At 39.5% G+C, this 23,952-nt stretch carries 28 protein-coding genes and 1 pseudogene; 25 read left to right on the top strand and 4 right to left on the bottom strand.

Annotation, left to right across the window (positions count from 1 at the left end; all coding sequences use genetic code 11):
- The first annotated feature begins 12 nt into the window (after positions 1 to 12).
- Positions 13 to 378, top strand: a complete 366-nt coding sequence (locus tag CCK98_RS27340; protein WP_088089473.1) for an iron-sulfur cluster assembly accessory protein — start codon at positions 13 to 15, stop codon at positions 376 to 378.
- 40 nt (positions 379 to 418) lie between these two features.
- On the opposite strand, the gene CCK98_RS27335 is transcribed toward CCK98_RS27340, so the two are convergent.
- A complete protein-coding gene (locus CCK98_RS27335) occupies positions 419 to 1,417 on the bottom strand; it encodes an NAD(P)/FAD-dependent oxidoreductase (RefSeq protein ID WP_088089472.1) in 999 nt (332 codons plus the stop codon).
- A gap of 467 nt (positions 1,418 to 1,884) precedes the next feature.
- Here CCK98_RS27335 and CCK98_RS27330 point away from each other — a divergent pair, with 467 nt between their 5' ends.
- From CCK98_RS27330 to kapD, 9 genes are all read left to right on the top strand, one after another.
- On the top strand, positions 1,885 to 3,102 hold the full coding sequence (locus tag CCK98_RS27330; protein WP_088089471.1) for an NAD(P)/FAD-dependent oxidoreductase: 1,218 nt from the start codon (positions 1,885 to 1,887) through the stop codon (positions 3,100 to 3,102).
- An 84-nt stretch (positions 3,103 to 3,186) separates the two neighbouring features.
- Positions 3,187 to 3,678: an NUDIX domain-containing protein gene (locus CCK98_RS27325; RefSeq protein ID WP_256942469.1), complete on the top strand. Its 492-nt coding sequence runs from the start codon at positions 3,187 to 3,189 to the stop codon at positions 3,676 to 3,678.
- Between the two features lie 157 nt (positions 3,679 to 3,835).
- Positions 3,836 to 3,961, top strand: coding sequence for a YuiA family protein (locus CCK98_RS35665; RefSeq protein WP_168245575.1), 126 nt, complete (start codon positions 3,836 to 3,838; stop codon positions 3,959 to 3,961).
- A gap of 174 nt (positions 3,962 to 4,135) precedes the next feature.
- Positions 4,136 to 4,459, top strand: coding sequence for a YuiB family protein (locus CCK98_RS27320; RefSeq protein ID WP_088089470.1), 324 nt, complete (start codon positions 4,136 to 4,138; stop codon positions 4,457 to 4,459).
- A gap of 174 nt (positions 4,460 to 4,633) precedes the next feature.
- Entirely contained in the window at positions 4,634 to 5,242 is a 609-nt protein-coding gene (locus CCK98_RS27315) for a 3D domain-containing protein (RefSeq protein ID WP_088089469.1), read from the top strand.
- 112 nt (positions 5,243 to 5,354) lie between these two features.
- Positions 5,355 to 6,863 carry a leucyl aminopeptidase gene (locus tag CCK98_RS27310; RefSeq protein WP_088089468.1) on the top strand — a complete coding sequence of 503 codons (1,509 nt, stop codon included), beginning with the start codon at positions 5,355 to 5,357 and terminating at the stop codon, positions 6,861 to 6,863.
- A 117-nt stretch (positions 6,864 to 6,980) separates the two neighbouring features.
- Positions 6,981 to 7,319 (top strand): hypothetical protein, encoded by a 339-nt coding sequence (locus CCK98_RS37125; RefSeq protein ID WP_088089467.1) that lies wholly within the window; start codon positions 6,981 to 6,983, stop codon positions 7,317 to 7,319.
- A gap of 142 nt (positions 7,320 to 7,461) precedes the next feature.
- Entirely contained in the window at positions 7,462 to 7,845 is a 384-nt protein-coding gene (locus CCK98_RS27300; RefSeq protein ID WP_088089466.1) for a hotdog fold thioesterase, read from the top strand.
- A gap of 193 nt (positions 7,846 to 8,038) precedes the next feature.
- The gene (kapD, locus tag CCK98_RS27295; RefSeq protein ID WP_088089465.1) at positions 8,039 to 8,662 is read left to right on the top strand and encodes a 3'-5' exonuclease KapD; all 624 of its coding nucleotides are present in this window, start codon (positions 8,039 to 8,041) and stop codon (positions 8,660 to 8,662) included.
- A 39-nt stretch (positions 8,663 to 8,701) separates the two neighbouring features.
- Here kapD and CCK98_RS27290 read toward each other — a convergent pair whose 3' ends face one another.
- Complete coding sequence (locus CCK98_RS27290) at positions 8,702 to 9,082, bottom strand: kinase-associated lipoprotein B (RefSeq protein WP_088089464.1); 381 nt, start codon at positions 9,080 to 9,082, stop codon at positions 8,702 to 8,704.
- A gap of 112 nt (positions 9,083 to 9,194) precedes the next feature.
- Between CCK98_RS27290 and CCK98_RS27285 the strand changes: the two genes are divergently transcribed.
- The 7 genes from CCK98_RS27285 (at position 9,195) to CCK98_RS27255 (ending at position 13,764) form a co-directional block, all read left to right on the top strand.
- A complete protein-coding gene (locus CCK98_RS27285) occupies positions 9,195 to 9,935 on the top strand; it encodes a peptidylprolyl isomerase (protein ID WP_088089463.1) in 741 nt (246 codons plus the stop codon).
- A gap of 93 nt (positions 9,936 to 10,028) precedes the next feature.
- Entirely contained in the window at positions 10,029 to 10,238 is a 210-nt protein-coding gene (locus CCK98_RS27280) for a hypothetical protein (protein WP_088089462.1), read from the top strand.
- Positions 10,239 to 10,334: 96 nt separating this feature from the next.
- Entirely contained in the window at positions 10,335 to 10,886 is a 552-nt protein-coding gene (locus CCK98_RS27275) for a superoxide dismutase family protein (RefSeq protein WP_088089461.1), read from the top strand.
- Between the two features lie 151 nt (positions 10,887 to 11,037).
- Positions 11,038 to 11,556, top strand: a complete 519-nt coding sequence (locus CCK98_RS27270) for a hypothetical protein (RefSeq protein WP_088089460.1) — start codon at positions 11,038 to 11,040, stop codon at positions 11,554 to 11,556.
- Between the two features lie 140 nt (positions 11,557 to 11,696).
- Positions 11,697 to 12,893 carry a DHHA1 domain-containing protein gene (locus CCK98_RS27265; RefSeq protein WP_088089459.1) on the top strand — a complete coding sequence of 399 codons (1,197 nt, stop codon included), beginning with the start codon at positions 11,697 to 11,699 and terminating at the stop codon, positions 12,891 to 12,893.
- A 173-nt stretch (positions 12,894 to 13,066) separates the two neighbouring features.
- A complete protein-coding gene (locus CCK98_RS27260; RefSeq protein ID WP_088089458.1) occupies positions 13,067 to 13,444 on the top strand; it encodes a PH domain-containing protein in 378 nt (125 codons plus the stop codon).
- A 56-nt stretch (positions 13,445 to 13,500) separates the two neighbouring features.
- Complete coding sequence (locus tag CCK98_RS27255) at positions 13,501 to 13,764, top strand: DUF1871 family protein (RefSeq protein ID WP_088089457.1); 264 nt, start codon at positions 13,501 to 13,503, stop codon at positions 13,762 to 13,764.
- Between the two features lie 181 nt (positions 13,765 to 13,945).
- Here CCK98_RS27255 and CCK98_RS27250 read toward each other — a convergent pair.
- Positions 13,946 to 14,215: pseudogene (locus CCK98_RS27250) on the bottom strand (helix-turn-helix domain-containing protein); the annotation flags it as partial.
- A gap of 145 nt (positions 14,216 to 14,360) precedes the next feature.
- On the opposite strand from CCK98_RS27250, the gene yugI reads away from it, so the two are divergent.
- The 6 genes from yugI (at position 14,361) to CCK98_RS27220 (ending at position 20,745) form a co-directional block, all read left to right on the top strand.
- The gene (yugI, locus tag CCK98_RS27245; RefSeq protein WP_088089455.1) at positions 14,361 to 14,768 is read left to right on the top strand and encodes a S1 domain-containing post-transcriptional regulator GSP13; all 408 of its coding nucleotides are present in this window, start codon (positions 14,361 to 14,363) and stop codon (positions 14,766 to 14,768) included.
- Between the two features lie 196 nt (positions 14,769 to 14,964).
- A complete protein-coding gene (locus CCK98_RS27240) occupies positions 14,965 to 16,164 on the top strand; it encodes an ornithine--oxo-acid transaminase (protein ID WP_088089454.1) in 1,200 nt (399 codons plus the stop codon).
- 25 nt (positions 16,165 to 16,189) lie between these two features.
- A complete protein-coding gene (locus CCK98_RS27235; RefSeq protein WP_088089453.1) occupies positions 16,190 to 17,473 on the top strand; it encodes a Glu/Leu/Phe/Val dehydrogenase in 1,284 nt (427 codons plus the stop codon).
- 119 nt (positions 17,474 to 17,592) lie between these two features.
- Positions 17,593 to 18,756 (top strand): iron-containing alcohol dehydrogenase, encoded by a 1,164-nt coding sequence (locus tag CCK98_RS27230; RefSeq protein WP_088089452.1) that lies wholly within the window; start codon positions 17,593 to 17,595, stop codon positions 18,754 to 18,756.
- 121 nt (positions 18,757 to 18,877) lie between these two features.
- Positions 18,878 to 20,224 carry a glucose-6-phosphate isomerase gene (locus CCK98_RS27225; RefSeq protein WP_088089451.1) on the top strand — a complete coding sequence of 449 codons (1,347 nt, stop codon included), beginning with the start codon at positions 18,878 to 18,880 and terminating at the stop codon, positions 20,222 to 20,224.
- A gap of 107 nt (positions 20,225 to 20,331) precedes the next feature.
- Positions 20,332 to 20,745, top strand: coding sequence for a YugN-like family protein (locus CCK98_RS27220; protein WP_088089450.1), 414 nt, complete (start codon positions 20,332 to 20,334; stop codon positions 20,743 to 20,745).
- A gap of 1 nt (position 20,746) precedes the next feature.
- Here CCK98_RS27220 and CCK98_RS27215 read toward each other — a convergent pair whose 3' ends face one another.
- Positions 20,747 to 21,733: a TrkA family potassium uptake protein gene (locus CCK98_RS27215; protein WP_088089449.1), complete on the bottom strand. Its 987-nt coding sequence runs from the start codon at positions 21,731 to 21,733 to the stop codon at positions 20,747 to 20,749.
- A 242-nt stretch (positions 21,734 to 21,975) separates the two neighbouring features.
- On the opposite strand from CCK98_RS27215, the gene CCK98_RS27210 reads away from it, so the two are divergent.
- Together CCK98_RS27210 and CCK98_RS27205 are read left to right on the top strand one after the other, a co-directional pair.
- Positions 21,976 to 22,137, top strand: a complete 162-nt coding sequence (locus tag CCK98_RS27210) for an aspartyl-phosphate phosphatase Spo0E family protein (RefSeq protein ID WP_088089448.1) — start codon at positions 21,976 to 21,978, stop codon at positions 22,135 to 22,137.
- A gap of 135 nt (positions 22,138 to 22,272) precedes the next feature.
- The gene (locus CCK98_RS27205; protein WP_088089447.1) at positions 22,273 to 23,949 is read left to right on the top strand and encodes a DUF6044 family protein; all 1,677 of its coding nucleotides are present in this window, start codon (positions 22,273 to 22,275) and stop codon (positions 23,947 to 23,949) included.
- The last annotated feature ends 3 nt before the right edge of the window (positions 23,950 to 23,952 follow it).

Below are 23,952 nucleotides of genomic sequence, written 5' to 3'. Positions count from 1 at the left end.
GAGGGATATACAATGAGTAATGAAGTGGTTATTTTAACGGAAGCAGCGTCACTCCATATTAAAGAAATGATGAAGCATAACGAAGAAGAAGGTGCACTGTTACGAGTCAGCGTAAAAGGCGGTGGCTGCAGCGGTTTATCTTATGGTATGGGCTTTGAGCATACGGTAAACGAAGAGGATCTCACCTTTGAACAATTCGGGATTCAAGTGCTGGTCGATAAAGAGAGTGCTGCTATTTTACAAGGAACGAAGATTGATTTTAAAGAATCCATGATGGGCGGCGGCTTTACGATTGACAATCCGAATGCCATTGCATCATGCGGCTGTGGTTCTTCGTTTAGAACGGCTACGGCAACAGGTACACCAGAAGAATGCTAATATATATATAAGAAAAGCGTCCGCAAAGGGACGCTTTTTTCTATTTATTGAACATTGATGAACTGTGTAAAGGCTGGATTTTTGCTTTTGGGTCAATGAAGGCTTTTGCATTATTTACGGCAGTTGGTGCTTCACCAAAGCCACAAGCAATTAATTTCACTTTTCCGTCATAGGTGCAAATATCGCCCGCAGCATAAATGCCAGGTATGTTGGTTTCCATTTTCGAATTTACGACAATGGAATTCTTTTCGATTTCTAGACCCCATTCCTTAATTGGTCCAAGGGATGAGACAAAACCATAGTTACAAATAACAGCATCCACATCGAGTGTTACTTTCTCTTCACCATTAACCGTTTCAAGAACTACCTGCTTAATTCCACTTTCATCGCCAATAAGTTCGGCAGGAACATAAGGTGTCTTCACATCTACTTTTGAGTTATACAAGTTTTCGACACTATGTTCATGAGCACGGAATTTATCCCTGCGGTGAACAATAGATACTTTCTTAGCAATAGGCTCAAGCATTAGTGCCCAGTCAACGGCAGAATCTCCGCCACCAAAAACAACAACTTTTTGGCCTGCAAACTGATTTAGATCCTCAATAAAGTAGTAGAGATTTTTCCGTTCATACTGGGCAGCACTTTCTAGCTCTAAACGACGCGGTTGGAAAGCACCATTTCCAGCGGTAATAATAATCGTTTTTGAATAATGGACTTCCTTATTTGTTGTTAATTTGAACGTACCATCTTCTTGTTTTTCTAACTTTTCAACAGATTGCTCAAGTGCAACGGTAGGTTCGAATTTGCGCATCTGTTCTTTTAAGTTATTTATCAATTCTTGTGCACGGATTTTTGGAAAACCTGCCACATCATATATATATTTTTCCGGGTAAAGCGCTGATAATTGACCGCCTAGCTGTGGTAAGCTCTCAATTATTTTCACGGATGCTTGTCTCATTCCTCCGTAAAAGGCGGTAAATAAACCGGTAGGGCCGCCACCGATGATTGTAATATCATAAACTTTTTGATTCTCTTGCACTCCGTATCCCCCCAACTTGTAGTTAGAAACTCCACTCACTATAATATCATAAAATAAAAAATTCTCACATTATTATAGAGGTAATATTCGCAACAGAAACAATAGTTAAAAAAAGGACTAAAAGATAAGAGGAGATGCAATTCCTTATCTTTTAAAATTAATTAATTTATAAAAATTGCTTGATAATCCTGTGAAAGTAGCATAAGATGTATTGAGGATAGATTGTTAAATTTTTGTGACACAAAAAGCACATTTTTATGACAATCATGGAAAAAAATATTTACTTTCTTAGCGTAATAAATCTCTGCGAAAATCGATATCCAGACCAAGCAGTTCGTTTTTTTTAGACTCATACGTGAATTATATCACATACATTTTGCTATTATTCAAAATAAAAATGGTTAAAGCAGTGGAAGCTAAGAAAAAGAGAGTTTATTCAAAAAAAATAAAAGGTGGAAGTGATCACTTTGAGAAAGCCTAAAATTGTTATTCTCGGTGCTGGTTATGGTGGACTAATGACAACAGTTCGCTTACAAAAATTAATCGGCGTTAATGAAGCGGATATTGTATTAGTGAATAAAAATGACTACCATTATGAAACCACATGGCTCCATGAAGCTTCTGCAGGTACGTTACATCATGATCGTGTACGTTATGATATCCGTGATGTGATTGATCGCAGTAAAGTGGATTTTGTTCAAGATACAGTAGTAGAAATAAACAAAGAAGAAAAAAAGGTTATTTTAGAAAAAGGTGAAGTCAACTATGACTACCTTGTTATTGCCCTTGGCGGTGAGCCAGAAACGTTTGGTATTAAAGGATTAAAAGAATTTGCATTTGGAATCTCTAATGTAAATTCTTCACGTCAATTGCGCGAACATATTGAATACCAATTTGCCACCTACAATATGGAAGAAGTGAAGAACGACAATCGTTTGTCTATTGTTGTTGGTGGTGCTGGATTTACAGGAATTGAGTTTTTAGGTGAATTAACAAACAGAATACCGGAATTGTGCCATGAATATGATGTGGATTTCCATAAGGTAAAAATTATTTGTGTTGAAGCTGCACCAACCGTACTCCCTGGTTTTGACCCAGAATTAGTGAATTACGCCGTTTCACAATTGGAACGAAAAGGTGTCGAATTCTTAATTGGAACTGCGATTAAGGAATGCACGGAAGAAGGAATTTTTGTAGCAAAAGGTGATGAGGAACCGCGTGAGATTAAGGCTGGTACCGTCGTTTGGGCTGCTGGAATTCGTGGGAACTCGATTGTTGAAAAATCAGGTTTCGAAGCCATGCGAGGCAGGGTAAAAGTTCAGCCGGACCTTCGTGTTCCTGGCTTTGAGGATGTCTTCATGATTGGTGACAGCTCCCTCATGATTAATGAGGAGATTAATCGTCCTTATCCTCCGACCGCTCAAATTGCTATGCAGCAAGGCGAAGTTTGTGCCCGTAATATAGCGGCCCTAGTTCGCAATAAAGCTGAGTTAGAAACTTTTACGTTTGACAATAAAGGGACTGTTTGCTCCCTTGGTGAAGATGATGCGATCGGTGTTGTTTTTGGCAAAAAAATAACTGGTGCCAAGGCATCCTTCATGAAAAAAGTAGTCGATAATCGCTCTTTATACATGATTGGCGGCGCAGGTCTTGTATTGAAAAAAGGGAAGTTTAATGTATTTTAAAAAAATTTAGTTCGAAAGGGACAGAGAAATCTGTCCCTTTTTGATATGATTGAACAAATGAATTCTTTGTTAGGGGGAGTTTGGGTGAGCAATCGTGAAAAACGCGGGAAGGTTTGGTTGGCTGTTGCTGGGGTGGTAAAGTCTAAAGATGGACAATGGCTTGTCGTGAAGAAAAGATATGGCGGTTTAAAAGGACAATGGTCATTGCCAGCAGGCTTTGTTGAGATGGGGGAAACTGCGGATGAAGCAGTCATTCGGGAAGTCAAGGAAGAAACCGGTATTCACTGTCAGGTCAAGGGGTTCATGGGATTGAGAACCGGTGTTATTAAAGGTGAAATCAGTGATAATTTACTCCATTTCCTGCTTGAACCGCTAGAAGAGGGTGAGGTGATCCACCAGGAAAACGAACTCTTTGAAGCGAGATTTATGTCTCCAGAAGAACTGCTGCTCGAGAAAGACGCATCGATTATTCTCCAATACCTGATAAAAAATGATGTTTCCTTTTTGAAACCAAGTATTAGTGACCTGAATCCTGGGGATCAATTCGGGTATACAGCCTATAAATTATTTTTATAATTTTTAGAAAATTTAAGGAACACTTAGTAAATGAAAGAATACTTAATGTGTATCCGTTTTCTTGGGGTAATTCGCTCAAATTCTGACCTTTCCATTTTAGCTAATCCTTGATATATTATCAGAAAATTAAGTTAATTTTTTAAGGAGATGATGGACAATGACAGTTAAGAGTTTGGATTCAAAAACCTGTGATTATTGCTCTGGAAAAGGCTATTTTCAACTAGTACTAGGCGGATCAGAAACCTGTACGTGCTGCAATGGAACAGGCAAGAAAAAAGAATAAGGCTTTTTACCTTTTCTGTACCGGTTGGAAAACGAGCCATAACCGCTTCTTCGAAACTTTCGAGGGGCTTTTTTTTCGTAAGGAAAGTATTGCCTTACAAAAATAATTCGTTTATATTGACTCCCTTTTCGACATTAAGTACACTAAATGTTGATGTATAAGGGGGAATCTCGGATGCAAATGAGCATTGTGGTCTTAATCATTTCGATTTTATTATTCTTTGTTTTATTTTTTGGAATTGGATTTATCTTAAATATGCTTCTAAGAATGTCATGGGTTATGGCAGTAGTTTATCCGATTGTGGCAATTTTTATTGTAGATAAAGTAAGATTTAGTGAATATTTTACAAATAGTAAAATGGCCTTTAACGATTTGGGCCAAAGGTTTACTTCGCTAGCAACTGCAGATATTCTTATCTTAATAAGTGGACTTGCTGGTGCAGTCGCAGCTGGTTTTACAATCAAGCTTTTACGAAAAAATGGATACCAAATGTTTTAAGACTTTTAATAAATGAATACCAGATGATTTAAGACTTTTACCTCTAGGTAAGGGTCTTTTTGGGGAACAAGGATTTAAGGAATAGAAAAATCAGTTCTAAAAATTTTCCTCCGCCTTTTTTGAATAATTTCCTCTAGCTTGGGAATGAATATTTTGGGAGGAGTGAAAATTTTTATGAATAAAATGAAAAATTGGACTAGGCGTTTTGCGATGGTTTGTCTTTTCTTGATGGCAATATTAGCGACCTTCCAATCTATTTCCGGAGTAAATGCCGAGTTTCTCATTAAGCAATTTGCATCGGTTATCTCAACCACTGAAACCGTTGCTGGAACCTCACGTTCCTTAGAAGACGAAATTGATTGGTCAAAATATCCTAAGCTAACTGTTACAGCCACTGGTTATACTGCGGGAGTAGAATCAACAGGAAAGAGTAAAGGTCATCCTGAATACGGGATTACCTACTCAGGAGTAAAAGTTAAACGTGATTTATTTTCAACGATCGCAGCAGATTTATCTGTTTTTCCGATTGGAACGATTCTCTTTATCCCTGGATACGGGTATGGAGTTGTAGCTGATAAAGGCGGGGCTATTAAAGGGAATGAACTAGACCTTTATTATGAAACGGTAGAGGATGTTTATAATAAATGGGGGAAAAAGAAGTTAGATATTTATGTCGTCGAAAAAGGTAATGGGAAACTGACAGAGCAAACACTTAAATCATTAAATGAAGATAAATCGATGCAAGTTTTTCGCGGGCAGTACATTAGCTCAGAGAAACGATAGAAGCAGGCTGCTGGCCTGTTTTTTATTTTAATATAATTTCAAGATAATTAGTTAGTCGAAATAAACGTTTATTCGTTATAATAAAAATACAATATTATGGAGGTGAAGTAGTTTGTTTGATGTTAAAAAGGAAATAGACCTCTCTACTGAGCACGAGGGTTTAATCATTGGTCTTTTTGATAAACCAGAAAAATTTTCAGGATTATTGACAAGTCTTGATCAGCGGTTCGAAGGCCAGCTTACAAACCTAGTAAAATCGGGTGATTTATCGGCCAAGTTAAAAAGTATCAGTAAAGTACATAGCTTTGGAAAAATCGGTGCAAAACGAATTTGGTTTGTTGGTCTAGGGAAAGAAAAGGATTTAACCTTCGATAAACTAAAAGAAGCGTTTGGCAGGCTTTTTAAGGAAATCCAAAAGAGTAAACTTGAGGAAACCGCTGTTTATTTAGATTCCTTTACAGCAGTGGAAGTAAATGGTTTAGATGCCTCACATGCGCTGAGTGAAGCACTTTCTCTTTCCACTTACCAATTTGAAGGCTACAAACAAAAATCGAACATGCCTGAGAAAAAACTCGAGCATGTGACGATTTATTGTGATACTTATGAGGAAGATGAAGTCGAAGCATCACTAATTGTAGGGTTTGCGTTTGGAGAAGCAACGAATTCGGCGAGAACACTTGTTAACCTCCCTGGCAATATGTTGACAGCAACAGATATGGCTAATTATGCCAAAGACCTTGCTGGAAGGTATGATTTCGAAGTGGAAATCTTAGATAAAGCAGAGATCGAAAAGCTCGGTATGGGAGCCTTCCTTGCAGTTAACCAAGGGTCCACAGAGCCGCCAAAAATGATAGTCCTGAAATATCAAGGAAAAGACGAATGGACAGATGTCATCGGCCTCGTCGGAAAAGGGATTACCTTTGATACAGGCGGTTACTCTATTAAAACAAAAGCTGGAATTGTTGGGATGAAAACGGACATGGGCGGAGCAGCTGCAGTGCTAGGGGCAATGGAAATCATCGGTGAGACCCAGCCAGAGCAAAACGTGGTCGCGGTCATTCCATCCACAGATAATATGATTAACGGTCATGCCTTTAAACCTGATGACGTCATTACCTCGATGAGCGGTAAAACCATTGAGGTTTTAAATACAGATGCAGAAGGACGCCTTGTGTTAGCTGATGCGGTTACCTATGCCAAGCAACATGGCGCAGATTACCTGGTAGATGTGGCCACTTTAACCGGTGGGGTGATAACAGCTCTTGGCCTCCATACTACTGGAGCAATGACTAACCATGAGCAATTATTAGAACAGGTAATAGAAGCTTCGGTGGAAGCGGGTGAGCAGATGTGGCAGCTGCCATTATTTGAAACGGAGATCGAGCGGGTAAGAAACAGTAAAGTCGCCGATTTAAATAATTCCCCAGGCAGTGAAGGCCATGCGCTTGTTGCTGGGGCGTTTATCGGTGAATTTGCCGAAGGAACACCGTGGGTACACTTAGATATCGCAGGGACGGCAACCTCTTCCAAGGCATATGATTTAGGTCCAGCCGGGGCAACAGGAGTCATGACCCGGACACTTGCCTTATTTGTAGAACGGTTTGAACCAATCGAAAAATAACGAAGCCTCCGGAGTGTCTCCGGGGTTTTTTTTAGGCTAATTTTAGCCCACTCCTTCCTCCTCCTTTTCGCATATGAAATAGAGTAGGCAGTATAGAGCAAAAGGAGGTATGGTTATATGTACCCTTATCGAAGTCCCTACCCAGTACAAGATCAAAGGTTTATAGGTTTTGGATTACCATTGGCAATAGGTGGGCTTAGCTTTTTAGGAGGTTTAATAGGAGGCGGACTAGGTGCCTCATTTGCAGCACGTCCATTTTACGGAGGAGTCGGTTACCCTGGATATGGGTATCCTGCTTTTGGAGCTCCTGGTTTCGGAGCCCCTGGTTTCGGAGCCCCTGGTTTCGGAGCCCCTGGTTTCGGAGCCCCTGGTTTCGGAGCCCCTGGTTTCGGAGCCCCTGGTTTCGGAGCCCCTGGTTTCGGAGCTCCTGGTTTCGGAGCCCCGTATTACTATTAATGAAAGTGAAACAGCTCTAGTAGGGGCTGTTTTTTCTATAAAAGAATTAATTGCCAAAGAGGAAATTTAAGAAAAAAGCAGAATAGAATAATAAAGGTTAATATAGGTGAATACATATAAAAACTTGCATGGAGGGAATAAAATGATAAAAAACACTTTAATTGAAGCATTAGGGATAGAAATTACTCATTTAGAAGAAGGAAAGGTCATTGCAACAATGCCTGTTGATGAACGAACCCGACAGCCATTCGGATTACTCCATGGGGGTGCATCTGTTGCGTTAGCCGAAACGGTTGCAAGTGTCGGGGCTTATGAATTGGTAAATAAAGAGACCGAAGGAGTAGCTGGTTTAGAAATTAACGCTAATCATGTTCGTCCTAAAACAGAGGGTGTCGTTACAGCAGTCGGAACTGTACTTCATCAAGGGAAATCAACTCAGGTATGGGATATTAAAATTACCGACGAGCAAGACCGACTTGTTTGTGTGTCTAGGTGTACGATGGCGGTCATTAAGTTAAAAAGATAAAAAACATGTATGCTAGGTTTCTAAATAAGGATGGAGTCATTCCCATTCTTTTTTATATTGATGAAAAATTTAAAAAATTAACTTTAATTTCATGTTATAATGTAAGAAATAAAAAAATAGAAAAAAAGCACAATTTTTTGTACAGGTTTCTTTATATAATGTATTAAGAAGAAACGTAAAGGTGGTGAAATTGATGAGAGCAAGGCGGCAATATTTGTTTATCGATTTTGAGTTTACAATGCCTGAACGAAATGTACGAATGAAAGACTTTTATGCAGAAATTATCGAGGTTGGAATAGTTGCGGTCGTTGATGACCAAGTGACGGAACAGTTTTCTTCCTTTGTGACTCCACTTAAATTCCCAAAACTTACGGAACGCTGTAAATCCTTTTTACATATTTCCCAGCAGCAAGTAGACAAGGGTTTATCTATTTTTGAACTTGTAAAAAAATTAGAGGAGTTCAATAAGCATAATTATGAAACAACCATTGTTACGTGGGGAAATATGGATATGAAGGTCCTTCGGCATAATTGCTTAAAGGCAGGGGTTGCTTTTCCGCTCAAGGCTGCTGAATTAGATCTTTCCATGGAATATAAACGCTTTTTTGGTGACCAAAATCAAACGGGCCTCTGGAAAGCTGTACAGGAATATGGGAAAGAAGGGACAGGCAGGCATCACCGAGCACTTGATGATGCGTTGACTACCTTTAATATATTCAAGCTCGTTGAAAAGGATAAACGTTATTTAGAAAAACCAGAACCAACGACAATTGGTGATCGGATTGATTTCTCAAAGTTATTAAGTGAATTCGCATAAAAGGCCAAATCATTCAAACTGATTTGGCCTTTAGCATTTTTATAATTTATAATCTTTTTCTAGCGATTCTAATGCCTTTAAGCTCATCTCAGCCCATTCTGAAGTTGTCTCTACTAGTTCCTTTTTCATAATGGCTACGGCCTCTTTTAAGGACTCCATATAGTCTGGAACTTCATTTTCGAAGATCTTAACCATTTTGTATGGAATATTCGCTTGCTCACGATAGCTGAGCGCTTTTCTCTCATGAAAAATGAGTACATCAGTATCTTTCGGATTATGTAAATCTCCTTGCATCGGATGTTTAAGTACTGCGAGGATTCTTACTAAATAATGCTGTGGGCGTACTTCTGTTATTTCTCCGATATATTTTCCTGTTTTATAAATGGCTGTTACGATTTCACCGATTTGAAATTCTGACACAACAAACACCCCTTTCGCTTTTCCTCTTTCATTTTAATATGAAACATAGTAAATTAAAAACATTGTGAGGAAATTATTTCGGTTAAAGTGAAAAAAATGGAGGAATGATATAGTGAGAAAGAATTTGCAAATCTTGTTTACATTATTGACAATTGTTTTAGTATTGGCCGCATGTGGGACAAGCACAAAGAAAGAGGAATCCACACCGAAAACGACGACACCAAAAACGGAACAGAAGGAAGGGGACCAACAAGTGACAAATGAAGGCTTTCCTCAACTTTCAACCGAGGTTTCCGATGATGAAAAGCTCGTTGAAATGGAAACGTCGATGGGAACCATTAAAATCAAATTATTCCCTGAGTATGCACCAAAAGCGGTTGAAAACTTTGTAAAACATAGTGAAGAAGGTTATTATGATGGACTAATTTTTCACAGGGTCATAAAGGATTTCATGATTCAGGGCGGGGATCCGAACGGGAACGGAACAGGCGGAGAAAGCATTTATGGGAAGCCTTTTGAAGATGAGTTTTCAAAGAATCTTTATAATCTCCGCGGTGCCTTATCCATGGCTAATTCGGGCAGCAACACAAATGGGAGTCAGTTTTTTATTGTGCAAAGCTCTTCACTTGATCCAGCAATGAAAGAACAAATGGAAAAGGCTGGTTATCCAAAAGAAATTATTGAAGCTTATAATAAAAACGGCGGTACACCATGGCTGGACAATCGTCATACGGTTTTTGGCCAGGTGATTGATGGCATGGATATCGTTGATAAAATTGCCAACACCTCAGTTGCTGCCCAAGATAAACCCAAAAAAGATGTTATTATTAAAGAGATTAAGGTTTTACAATAAAGAAATTGTTATCGGATTGAAAAGTGGATTGAAACGTTTTTTGTTGCTATAATTAATTTTTAGAGCAGTTCCTTGATAGAAAGGAAGAAGAAAATGTTTCAACCATTGGTACTTTCCTTATTTTTATACTTTCCAGAAGATAAATCAGAGTATATTCCTGCTGCCATTACATTTGTGATTTTTTTAATTGGAGCCTTTCTTACGATGCGAATAATTATTTCAGTTTCGAAACGGGAGGCCCAAAAAGCAAAAGAATTAGAAGAACAATTAAAAAATCAACATCCGCCACAAAGGAACAGTTAACAAATAGCTGTTCCTTTTTCCTTTATCCGTCCATTGGATAAAGGAGGGGCAGATTGTCCATACTAAGGGCAAATTGGCTAGTGTGGGGGTATACATATGAAGAAAAGCTGGTTGATCATTCCACTGCTCATTCTTACAGGTTGTACTGAAAAGGAAATTAGAAAGATTGATGTGGAAATGTATAATGCGGTGGGAGATTCGCTTGGTAAAGTTAAGGTAGCTGAGCAAGCTAGTGGTGTGAAATTATCAGTGGATTTAAAGGGCCTTCCAGCTGGGGAACATGCGATTCATATTCATGACAGTGGGAACTGTGTGGCTCCAGATTTTAAATCTGCAGGGGACCATTTTAACCCTGAAAATAAGGAACATGGGCTACTCCATCCTAAAGGTGCCCATGCAGGGGATCTGCCTAATTTAATCGTCGAGGATGATGGGTCAGTTAAGGCAGACTTAATGGCACCCAATGTCACCTTAAAAGATGGAAAAACTTCATTGTTTACAAAAGAAGGAACCACGATTGTGGTTGATGAAGGAAAAGATGATGGCATGACACCACCTGCAGGAGACTCTGGTAAACGGATTGCTTGCGGTGAAATTACTAAAAATAAAAAAGCAGGTCAAAAGAATGCTCAGGATGAGAAACAATAAAATTTTAATGGCTATCACCGAAATGTGATAGTCTTTTTTTTCATCATGAAGGTTTTTATTTTATGAAATTTTCTTCTATATAGGTAGTAATCTAAACTTATCCTAAAAGTGGACATACACTAGCATGGAGACAGTTTAGGAGGCGAAAATAATGGAAAAAAGGCAATACTTTGGAGGATTTCCGGGACAACCTGGTTACCAACAAATGGGCTACCCACAAATGGGAGGATATCAACAATCAGGCTATCCACAAATGGGAGGATACCAACAACATGGCTATCCACAAATGGGGGGATACCAACAACCGGGCTACCCGCAAATGGGAGGATACCAACAACCGGGCTATCCACATATGATGGGTGGACAACATCATGGATTCCCACATCAAGGTTTCCCGCAAATGATGGGAGGACAACAAACAGGATTCCCTCAAGGCATGGGCGGTTCCCCTCAAATGATGGGAGGACAACAAACAGGATTCCCTCAAGGCATGGGAGGGTTCCCGCAAATGATGGGCGGACAACAAACAGGATCCCCTCAAGGCATGGGCGGATTACCGCAACTGATGGGCGGACAACAGCATACTGGGTTCTCTCAAGGCATGGGCGGCTCCCAGCAAAGTGGACAAAAACCACCAACTAAACCCACGCAGCGTAAAGAAAAGAAATAACAAGTAAGAAATAGTATGGTTAGAAAAAACTGTTCCTTCATAACCGAGGGGACAGTTTTTTTATAACTTGATTTATTTTCCCTTTTTCATGACAATGTGTTTATAAATAAATGTTAAATACATAGGAGTGCACAACAAAAATGGAGAATAAATTGTATTACCAGGACGCATATATAAAAGCCTTTACAGCGTTGGTGTTAAAACAAGAGCAAGACTCAACTGGAAATTGGTACGTGGTTTTGAATCAGACCGCTTTTTATCCAACTGGTGGCGGACAGCCACACGACTTAGGAACCCTTGCTGATCAAAACGTAATAAATGTTGAAGAAATCGATGGGGAAATTCGTCATTATCTTGTGGGGCCATTACAAGGGATAGGGCAGGAAGTATCTGGTATCATTGCTTGGGAAAGACGCCATGATCATATGCAGCAGCACGCTGGACAGCATATTTTATCTGCGGCCTTTGACCAGTTATTCGAGTTCAAGACCGTCGGCTTCCATTTGGGTGCGGAATTGCTCACGATTGATTTAGAGACAGAAAATCTGACCCAGCACCAAGTTCAAAAAGCAGAAGAACTTGCGAATCAGATCATCCTTGAAAACAGGCCGATCGAGATTAAATGGGTGTCTGAGGAAGAGTTGTCTCAATTTACACTACGAAAAGAAACCAAGCTCAAAGAGGATATTCGTCTTGTTATTATTCCAGACTTTGATTATAACGGCTGCGGTGGCACGCATCCAAAGGCAACTGGTGAGGTTAGCGCAATAAAAGTATTGGATTGGGAAAGACAAAAGAAAAAAGTTCGAGTCCAATTTGTTTGTGGAAACCGAGTGCTTAAGCAGCTTGGTCAAAAACAAAAGGTGCTGCTAGAATTAACAAAGATTCTTAATGCACCAGAAAAAGAAATGGAACAAGCTGCCCTTCGTCTCCTTGAAAATAATAAAACGTTAGAAAAAGCCCTGGAACAAACTCAGGAAAACCTTCTCCATTATGAGGCGCAAGACTTACTTGGAAAAAGTAATCCGAATGAGCAGAAACTCATAAGTGAAGTATTTCAAAACAGATCGCTTCAAGATCTGCAAAAGCTTGCCCGAATCATCACTGCGGAAGATGAAACAGCAATCGTTTACTTTGTTTCACAAACTGAAAATCGACTGCAGCTAGTTTGTGCGCGGGGGGCATCTGGAACGGAAAGTATGAAGAAAGTAATCGCCAAGGGGCTTCCCCTTATAAACGGAAAGGGCGGTGGAAATGATTCCTTTGCCCAGGGTGGTGGTGAAGCCTTGATGTCAGGGGAGCAAATGCTGCAGCATATATTGGAAACAGCACAATAGTCCCACATCGCACAATAGGCCTCCATTCCAAGGAGGCCCAATGCAATCAAGGCTATTACACCTCCCTATTTAAAAAGTATACAGGGTTGACCCCAGGGCAATATAAAAGTGCCTATTTAACCAAAGGTAAGGATGGACTTGAAGTAAATTATTAGTCTGAAAGGGTGAAGTTAGTGGGGTTTTTAGATGGATTGATGGGTAACGCATCAGAGGTAAATGCCGCCGATGTACAGCGGGAATTTGGAAAAGTGCTTTCACCGAATGAGCGTATTGATAAAGCGTACAAGTTAATTCGTGACATGTTTATTTTTACCAATAAACGTTTGATTTTAGTGGATAAACAGGGGCTAACGGGTAAAAAGGTTGAATACCATTCCATTCCCTATAAAAGCATTACACATTTCAGCATTGAAACTGCGGGTAACTTTGATTTAGATGCGGAACTGAAAATATGGATTTCTGGAAATGCCCTGCCTTTGCAAAAACAATTTAACAAGAACTTGAACATCTACGAGCTTCAAAGTGTTCTAGCTGAGTATGTTCTTAAGTAAGTGAAACGGTGTATTATGGTATACTATTTAAAAGCAAAAATTAGGAGTAAAAGCATATGAGAAAAGAGCTTCAAATAAATTTGCAATATGTTGACGTATTAAATGAGTGGGACCCATTTCAATTGTCTAACGGAGGATATGAAACAGAAATCGCTGATACGATCCAAGCAATTCATGAACTTGATGCCTCGGATGAGTTGGCCAAAAAAATACAAAGCATTTATGAATTTTCATTTGAAAAGGTAATCCCAATGGAAAAATGTCTGAAAGTAGCAAAAGAATTACTAGCTATTAAAGCAACTGATTCTTGTTCCATTTAGCAATTTAGGAAAAAAAAAGGGACATACCATTATTGGATGTCCACTTCAAAAAAGGGGGGAATACTAGAAAGCCTTATGATATAAAGGTTTTCCAGTATTCCCTTTTTTTATACAGTCTTGAAAAGAAAAAACGGATTATTTTACCATAAGGATCATTGCATCAAAAAAATGGTTGAATATGTTATTGTTTTAATAACTCTGCAGCTGGGAGATCTAAAACAGTAGATAACTTTAACAGTGTCTGCGTACTTGGAGTTTGTTCGCCAGATTCGTATTTCTCAATTGTGTGTGATCCAACTCTGATTTTTTGTGCCAGCTCCTCTTGAGACATGTTGAGCATTTCGCGGGCATTTTTAATGGTTTGGCCGATTGTATTCATTTGGTTCACCTCTCCTTTAAAAATAGATTTCCTCACTATTAGTGTATCACGTTTGGTATATCTTTCTCCTGCACAACTTGAACATTATGTTAAGATTTTTGAATGAGCCCTTTTATATTTAATATTTTAATCTTTTTTGATTAAAGGCATTCTTTGTGATATAATATTATAATGCATATATAATGGATAAAATAATTAATCACTTAGGAGTGTTTTCATGTCAGAAAAGATCGAAACTGGAAGTATATTAGCAGGTAAAGTTACAGGAATTCAACCATATGGTGCGTTTGTTGCGCTTGATGATAATACCCAAGGCCTTGTGCATATTTCTGAAATTACACATGGTTACGTGAAAGATATTAATGACCACCTTAAAGTAGGCGATGAAATTAAGGTTAAAGTATTATCTGTAGATGAAGGTGCAGGCAAGATTGGTCTGTCCATCCGTGCTACTGAAGAGGCACCTGTTCAACAACAGGCTGCTCCAAAAGCAAAGAAGCCTCGTAAACGCCAAGCAGCTGCGATTATTCCAGAAGTGGAAGGTCAACAAGGCTTTAACACATTAAAAGATAAGCTTCAAGAATGGATTGACCAGTCTCAACGTGAAGATTTAATTAAAAAATAAATTTTAAAAAAAGCCTAGTCCAAATGCTATGATTTTAGCAGTGGACTAGGCCTTTTTTTTTATGCGCGCAAATTATACAAAAATATAGCCTTTTTCATAAATAAAAGTTTTGATGAAGTGTTCATTCTTTTTTCAAGCTCGGCTACAATAGAACTATATATACATATCCCAGCTTTGAAATGGAGGAAATTTCATTATGACAACAAACGTTAATTCGAATGAATTAATCGCAAAAACGGAGAAATACGGTGCGAATAACTATCATCCATTGCCAATTGTCATCACTCGTGCAGAGGGTGTTTGGGTAGAAGATCCTGAAGGCAATAAATATATGGACATGCTTAGTGCTTATTCTGCGGTAAACCAAGGGCATCGTCACCCACGAATTATTCAAGCGTTAAAGGATCAAGCAGATAAGGTTACGTTAACTTCGCGTGCTTTTCATAATGACCAGCTGGGCCCATGGTATGAAAAAGTTTGTCAATTAACGAATAAAGAAATGGTGCTGCCAATGAACACAGGGGCGGAAGCAGTCGAAACGGCTGTGAAAACGGCGCGACGTTGGAGCTATGATGTTAAAGGTGTGGCAGAGAACCAAGCAGAAATTATTGCATGTATTGGAAACTTTCACGGCAGGACCATGACGGCAGTCTCCTTATCATCTGATGATGAATATAAACGCGGATTTGGACCAATGCTGCCAGGAATCAAACTTATTCCTTATGGTGATTTGGAGGCATTAAAAGCTGCGATTACGCCGAATACTGCAGCGTTTTTAATTGAACCCATTCAAGGTGAAGCTGGGATTGTCATTCCGCCGGAAGGCTTTATGAAGGCGGCCTTTGATTTATGTAAGGAAAATAAAATTCTGTTTATTGCTGACGAAATTCAAGCAGGTTTGGCCCGAACAGGTAAAATGTTCGCATGCGAGTGGGAAGGGATCGAGCCTGACATGTATATCCTCGGTAAAGCACTTGGCGGCGGCGTATTCCCCATTTCGTGTGTTGTTGCTAATAAAGATATTTTGGGTGTTTTTAATCCAGGATCGCACGGTTCTACCTTTGGTGGAAATCCGATGGCATGTGCGGTTTCGATTGCTGCACTTGATGTGCTAATGGATGAAAGACTTGCTGAAAAATCCCTTGAACTTGGTGATTATTTTCTCAGTAAATTAAAAGAAATTAATAATCCGTTAATCAAAGATGTTCGAGGCCGCGGCTTATTTATTGGTGTTGAACTAACGGCACCGGCCCGCAAATATTGTGAACAATTAAAGGACCAAGGTCTACTGTGTAAGGAGACACATGACACGGTGATTCGTTTTGCGCCGCCGCTGGTTATCAGTAAAGAAGAATTGAATTGGGCGATAGAGAGGATTAACAACGTTCTAGGATAATGGACTACTAACTAGGGGTGCCAAAATGGGGATTTATGATGTAACGAGTAGTGAAGATGAAAAGGATATAGAGAAATTGAACCTACTCACATCAACACAGATTGTTATTCATGATGCATTAAAAAAAATAGGCTATAACCAAGAAATGTACGAATTATTAAAAGAACCGTTAAGAATGTCCGATGTCAGAATTCCTGTTCGGATGGATGATGGTTCTACAAAAATTTTTAGCGGGTTTAGGGCACAGCATAATGATGCGGTTGGACCGACTATGGGTGGTGTCCGCTTTCATCCTCAAGTGACTGCTAATGAAGTAAAGGCATTATCGATGTGGATGAGTTTAAAATGCGGAATTGCTGACTTGCCTTTTGGCGGGGGAAAAGGAGCGATTCTTTGTAACCCCCGAACGATGTCATTCGGTGAGCTTGAGCGATTAAGCAGAGGTTATGTGCGTGCGATCAGTCAAATTGTCGGACCTACAAAGGATATTCCGGCACCCGATATATATACAAATTCTCAGATTATGGCTTGGATGATGGATGAATACAGCCGTCTTCGCCAATTTGGCTCTTCCGGTTTTATTACAGGCAAGCCACTTGTACTTGGAGGTTCTGAAGGGCGGGAAAAGGCTGGGGCAAAGGGAGTAACCATTTGTATTGAAGAAGCGGCCAAAAAACGCGGAATGAAGGTAAAGGGAGCCCGAGTGATTGTCCAAGGATTTGGGAATGCTGGCAGCTATATCGCTAAATTTATGCATGATGCGGGAGCAATAGTGGTTGGAATATCCGATGTGTATGGTGCCCTCTATAACCCTGATGGTCTAAATATTAATTATCTCTTGGACCGCCGAGACAGCTTTGGTACGGTGACTTCGCTTTTTGAGGGGACAATCACCAACAAAGAATTACTAGAGCAGGAATGTGATGTGTTGGTCCCTGCAGCGATTTCAAATCAGATTACAGCTGAAAATGCCTCTAACATCAAAGCAGGAATTGTCGTAGAAGCTGCTAATGGACCGACGACGCTGGAGGCGACGAATATTCTTACAGACCGTGGGATTCTGCTCGTTCCAGATGTTTTGGCCGGTGCAGGGGGTGTCACAGTCTCCTATTTTGAATGGGTTCAAAATAAGCAGGGGTTATATTGGAGTGAAGATGAGGTGGAAGTTAAATTACGTTCCAAGCTTATCAAATCGTTTCATGATATTTATCATCTTTCGCAAACTAGCAACGTCAATATGCGATTAGCCGCATATATGGTTGGTGTAAGAAAAATGGCGGAGGCCTCCCTGTTTAGAGGATGGGTATAAAAAAAATCCTTGCATTATTCAATATGCAAGGATTTTTTTTGTCTAGATCTTAGCTAGTTTTTTTTGCAAATTGAACCATAATAACTAATAATGAAAAAGGTAAAGGATGGTGTTTTATTTTGGAAAATTTTATATTTTCGAATCCAACCAAATTAATTTTTGGAAAAGGTGAGTTGGAACAATTAAAAACAGAAGTACCTCGTTATGGTAAAAAGGTTTTGCTGATCTATGGCGGCGGCAGTATCAAACGAAGTGGCTTGTATGAAAATGTTATTAGCCTATTATCTGAAATCGGTGCTGAGGTTTTTGAACTCCCGGGAGTGGAACCGAATCCACGGATAACTACCGCACGAAAAGGGGTAGAAATTTGTAAACAAGAAGGGATTGAATTCTTGTTGGCAGTTGGGGGCGGCAGTGTCATTGATTGTACAAAGCTAATTGCAGCGGGAGCGAAGTATGATGGGGATGCCTGGGATATAGTCATTAAAAAGGCGTTTGCAGTAGATGCACTGCCTTTTGGAACCGTCTTGACACTTGCGGCAACAGGCTCAGAAATGAATCCAGGTTCCGTCATTACTAATTGGGAAACAAATGAAAAATATGGCTGGGGAAGTCCAGTAACTTACCCTGAATTCTCAATATTAGACCCAGTTAATACGTTTACGGTTCCTAGAAATCAAACGATTTATGGAATGGTCGATATGATGTCACATGTCCTTGAACACTATTTTCACTTAGAAGAAAATACAGACTTTCAAGATCGCATGTGTGAATCACTACTTATTACTGTAATGGAAACCGCGCCAAAATTGCTCTCAGACCTAGAAAATTATCAACACCGGGCAACGATCCTTTATTGCGGTACAATGGCACTCAATGGCATCTTGAATATGGGATATCGCGGCGATTGGGCTACTCACAATCTTGAACACGCTGTATCAGCAGTCTATGATATCCCACATGGCGGCGGTCTTGCCATCCTATTCCCGCACTGGATGCGCCATAATTTAGCGGTGAAGCCGGAACGTTTTAAGCAGCTTGCTGTTCGGGTGTTTGGGGTTAATCCTGAAGGCAGGAGTGCCGAAGAGGCAGGGCTTGAAGGCATTCAAAAGTTACGTGAATTCTGGAATAGTATCGAAGCACCTTCACGGTTAGCCGATTATGACATTGACGATTCGAAGCTTGAGTTAATGGCGGACAGAGCGATGGAAAACGGAGAATTTGGAAACTTTACTAGGTTAAACCGTGAGGATGTAACAGCCATTTATCGTGCATCACTATAATATATCGATTGTGAAGAAATTTGTCGAAATTGGGTGCGCTTACACGAAGTGACCTTCCTTGATAATCATCTCATCATTCGATAAAGTGGTTAGTGAAAAATAAATTTCTGGAGGATCATGCATGACACACGTTCGTTTTGATTACTCAAAAGCATTAAGCTTTTTCGGAGAACATGAACTTACATATTTACGAGATGCTGTAAAAGTTGCTCATCATTCTCTACATGAGCAAACAGGCGCAGGAAGTGACTTTTTAGGGTGGATTGAACTCCCAACCAACTATGATAAGGAAGAGTTTTCACGCATACAAAAATCAGCTGAAAAAATCAAAGCTGATTCTGATGTACTTCTTGTCATTGGAATCGGTGGTTCATACCTTGGAGCAAGAGCTGCGATCGAAATGCTCCAGCATAGTTTTTACAATGCATTGTCAAAAGAAAAACGAAAGACACCTCAAGTAATATTTGTTGGTAATAATATCAGTTCTACTTACATGAGAGATCTAATCGACGTCCTCGATGGAAAGGACTTCTCTATTAATGTTATTTCCAAATCGGGCACCACAACCGAACCAGCAATTGCTTTCCGGATTTTCCGTAAGATTCTTGAAGAAAAATATGGTCAAGATGAGGCACGCAAACGAATCTATGCGACAACGGACAAAGCAAGAGGTGCTCTAAAAACTTTAGCAACAGAAGAGGGTTACGAGACATTTGTAATCGCCGATGATATTGGCGGCCGTTATTCTGTCCTAACAGCAGTAGGACTGCTTCCGATAGCAGTAAGCGGGGCAAACCTTGAAAAAATAATGGAGGGCGCCGCGCAAGCACAAACCGACTATGCTCATTCTGAACTCGAAGATAATGCCGCCTACCAATACGCTGTCGTTAGAAATGTGCTGTATAATAAAGGCAAGACGATTGAAATGCTGATTAATTATGAGCCAGGACTACAGTATTTTTCAGAGTGGTGGAAGCAGTTATTTGGAGAAAGTGAAGGGAAAGACCAAAAAGGTATTTATCCATCTTCAGCAAATTTTTCAACGGATCTTCACTCGCTTGGACAATATGTTCAAGAAGGTCGTCGTGATTTATTTGAAACCATTATTAAGGTAGACAAGCCGCGCCACGAGTTGAAAATTGAAGCTGTCGAGAATGACTTAGATGGGCTGAATTACCTCGCTGGTCAAACGGTTGACTTTGTTAATAATAAGGCATTTCAAGGGACCATGCTTGCCCACACAGATGGCGGCGTGCCGAACTTAATTGTTAACATTCCAGCAATGGATGAGTATACATTAGGCTACCTTGTTTATTTCTTTGAAAAGGCCTGCGCGATGAGCGGCTACTTACTGGGTGTAAATCCTTTCGATCAGCCAGGGGTAGAAGCCTATAAAGTAAATATGTTTGCCCTTCTAGGAAAACCGGGATATGAAGAGAAAAAGGCAGAATTGGAAAAACGATTATAATAAACCAGAAAGAGAACTGATAGTAAATAAATCAGTTCTCTTTTTTTTATTGAAATTTACCTGATTTGGAGAAACTATTTGTATCGATAATTAGGGGGTAAATTTTTATGATTGAGGTACCATCAAAGGTGGAAGGTAAGCAGTTTGATTTGTATAAGCTTGAAAAAAAGTTAAAACCAATCGGCTATACGATTGGCGGGAACTGGGATTATGATCATGGTGCATTTGATTATAAAATTAATGGTGGTGAAGAAGAAGGCTATCAGTTCTTGCGCTTGCCCTTTCAAGCGGTCGACGGGCAGCTTGATGCTAATAATTGTACAGTTAAGCTAGGGAGACCGTTTCTATTGTCGCACCTATTTGAGGCGGAACTGGATGACGAAGCAGGAACAGGCACCTTTTCTGGAACCATCAATCAGTTTCAGGAGCCTGTCGATAAGGATGCTAGCTTTCCTCAAGCATATATCGATGAGGGGAAAGCATTGGTACAGGAATTGGAAATGCTGCTCCTAGCTGATTAGGCTATTTAAAAATTAACAGTTGATCATTTTCTTCGATTGGCAAGGAGTGGGATGGATTCAGCAAGGTTTCATCCCCTCTTTGAATCCCAATCAGAAGGAAGCCCTTTTTTAAAAGGATATGGCAAACATCGCTGAAGGGCTTTCCAATCTCCTGCTCCTCGGCTCGATAGGAAGACAATCGACTTTCCTGTAACTCATGAACAATGTTTGATAAGAGTCCATTCCCATTTGAGTGCAGGCTGTTAACCATAAAAACACTTGTCAGTTTATTGGATTGTATGACTTCGTCGGCACCAGCTCTATAGGCGTTGACCACTTGCTCTGCCGTTAATATTTCAACGATACATTTTACTTGAGCACATATCCCTTTTATCGTTAGTAAGGTTAGAATACTGTTCATATCTGCTTGGAGTTCATCGTTTCCTCTGTCAGCAGTAATCAGCACCTTCTCCGCTCGATTGATATCACTTTTGATGATCGTTTCATCGACATGGCCTTTCCCTTGGATAAAGTGGACAAACCGTGATTTCACTGGGTTTGATTCAAGTGTTTCATCTATTAAAACAATCATTTGTGCGTATTTCGTGTTGGTAAGCTTACTTATTAACTCTTTCGACCGTTCATTCCAACCGATAATGATGATATGGCCCTCGCCTTTAAAAGGAATTCTCCCTTCGGAAAAGGCATCTTGTTTCGTAACGGCAGCGGCTGCCAATGTTCCAAAATAGGAGGAAACGAATCCAACACCTAACAGTATTAAAATTAACGCTGTTAGTCTTCCTAAGAAGGAATGTGGTACATAATCGCCATACCCGACTGTTGATGCAGTAATAATGGCCCACCAAATGCCATCAAAAATGGTGGGAAACGTATCAGGCTCTAAAAAATGAATGGATATTCCAAATGAGAGAAACACTAGCAACGCAATTAATAGAATTCGAACGAGGAGCGGTAAACGCAAGAAACTGATATATACTCTGTTCGGCACGAATGTCACCTCTTTTCTCGTGATCTAGCTCCATCACTTAGATTTGTTGCTGAAACAGTTATTCCTATTATTGACGAAAAAGAATCGATCTAATAGGACTACTTGATAATTTTAAAAATAGGTCAATGTTCACAAAAGATACGAATATTTTTCTCTAATCTACTTGTATTTAATGCTTAAAACTTATAAATTATGGTTATTAACATTAATATAGTTACAACATAGAAAGAGGGTTGAGTTACATGGGGATTGGTTTGAATACGCTACTATCAAAAATTGAAAAAACAAGGTCAGAAATGGTTGAATTAGCGCATCTTTACGGTTATTCTAATCCAAATGTAGTACAATGCAGCCAGAAACTCGATTCTCTATTAAATGTCTATTATAATTTTCGAGAACATTAATTCATGTCCACAATATAAAACCTTCCGGTAAACCCGGAAGGTTTATTTTTGTTAAATGGGAATAATATTTTCCCAATAGGCAAACGTTAAAACGGAATTGTCCTTTTTAAGTTTTGACCTACGAGGTGAAGAAGAGTGCTTATTGAAACCAAAAAAGAGCAAAGATTCATCATCATTGCTCTCCTTGTTATAGCGGCCTATCTTTCTCCACTTTTTATTCTCCAGGAAAATGCACATATACGTGTTCATGATAATCTTGATTCGAACCTGGCATGGTATAAGGTTTTAGCGAGAAGTGGAGAAATGTTTGGTCCTGTTGATGCGACGATACCCCAAATCATCAATGGAAAATTATCTAGAAATGCCTTTGGGACCGAATACAGTATCATTGTCTGGCTTTACGCACTTTTCCCAACAATGATCGCCTATGGTTTAAGCCAAGCTCTAACAAGAATCGTAGCTTTTTTTGGCATGTATTGGCTCTTAAAAAAACACTTTTTACCTGGGGAGAAGTGGCTGTTTTTACAAATTGGAACCGCTCTTGCCTTTGCCTTGACGCCTTTTTGGCCGTCTGGGATGCTGAGTACATTGGGAATGCCGCTTGCACTATGGGCACTTCTTAACATTCGTAACGGTGAGGGAGCATGGACGGATTATTTGGTGCTCACCCTCTTACCATTTTATGCAAGCATTGTTTTAGGATTTTTCTTTTTTTTAACGGCCATGGGGTTCTTTTGGTTAACTGATTGTTTAAGAGGGAAGGGATGGAATCTTCGCTTTTTGGCAGCCATTATTTATATGACAGTTATTTTTATGTTAGTTGAATATCGGCTTATTTTTTCATTTCTATTAATTGATGAACCGAATAGTCGAGATGAGTATTTGAATGCAATCTTGCCTTTTTGGAGATCGGTTAGGCTTACCATAAAAAATTATCTGCTCGGACACACCCATGTGATGACGGTTCATACGCTTTTTATCTTACCTGCAATCTTTACTGCCATTTGGATTGTCTTTAGGAAAAAGCTTTGGAAGCAGGAGAGACTATTTGTTTTCTTATTCTTCTTAAATATTTTGTTATCGGTTTGGTATGCTTTTTGGTTTTATGAAGGATGGCTGCCTCTAATCAAGCGATTCCATTTTTTGTGTACTTTTAATTTCGCCCGTTATCACTTTTTACGGCCGATGGTGATTTATGCATGCTTTGCACTTGCATTAAAAGTCCTTTCGCTTCAAGGAAAGAGCTGGGCTAGAACAGCTAAGTGGTATGTCGTCTTGCAACTTCTCTTTTTGGGACTATTTAATGATGAAATCATTTATCGGGAAAAGCCTACTGTCAAAGCATTTTTTGCTGAGGAAATGTTCCATGAAATAGAGGAATATATCGCACTTCCAAAGGAAGAATATCGTGTTGCCAGTATAGGAATACACCCAGCCATCTCTCAATATAACGGGTTTTACACACTGGATACCTATAATAATTTTTATCCATTAACCTATAAACATCAGTTTAGGAAAATAATTGAAAGGGAATTGGATAAAAATAAAAAGGTTCGCACCTATTTTGATAAATGGGGAGGCCGTTGTTACATCTTTACCGCACAGCTTGGAAAACATTATATGATCAAAAAAGATTCTAAACGACATTTGAAACATTTAGAACTGAATACGGGTGTCTTTAAAAAAATGGGAGGCCGATTTATTTTTTCGGCGCTGCCTATCGATAACGCGAAGGAAAATCAATTATTGCTAATGAAAGTATTCGAATCGAAAACATCAGCATGGAAAATTTATCTATACAAGACTTTGTAGACA

This window comes from Bacillus sp. OV166 (assembly GCF_900177675.1).
Classification (GTDB): domain Bacteria; phylum Bacillota; class Bacilli; order Bacillales; family Cytobacillaceae; genus Neobacillus.
Note: the sequence above shows the minus strand (reverse complement) of the source record. Positions and strands in the feature narration are given on the sequence as shown.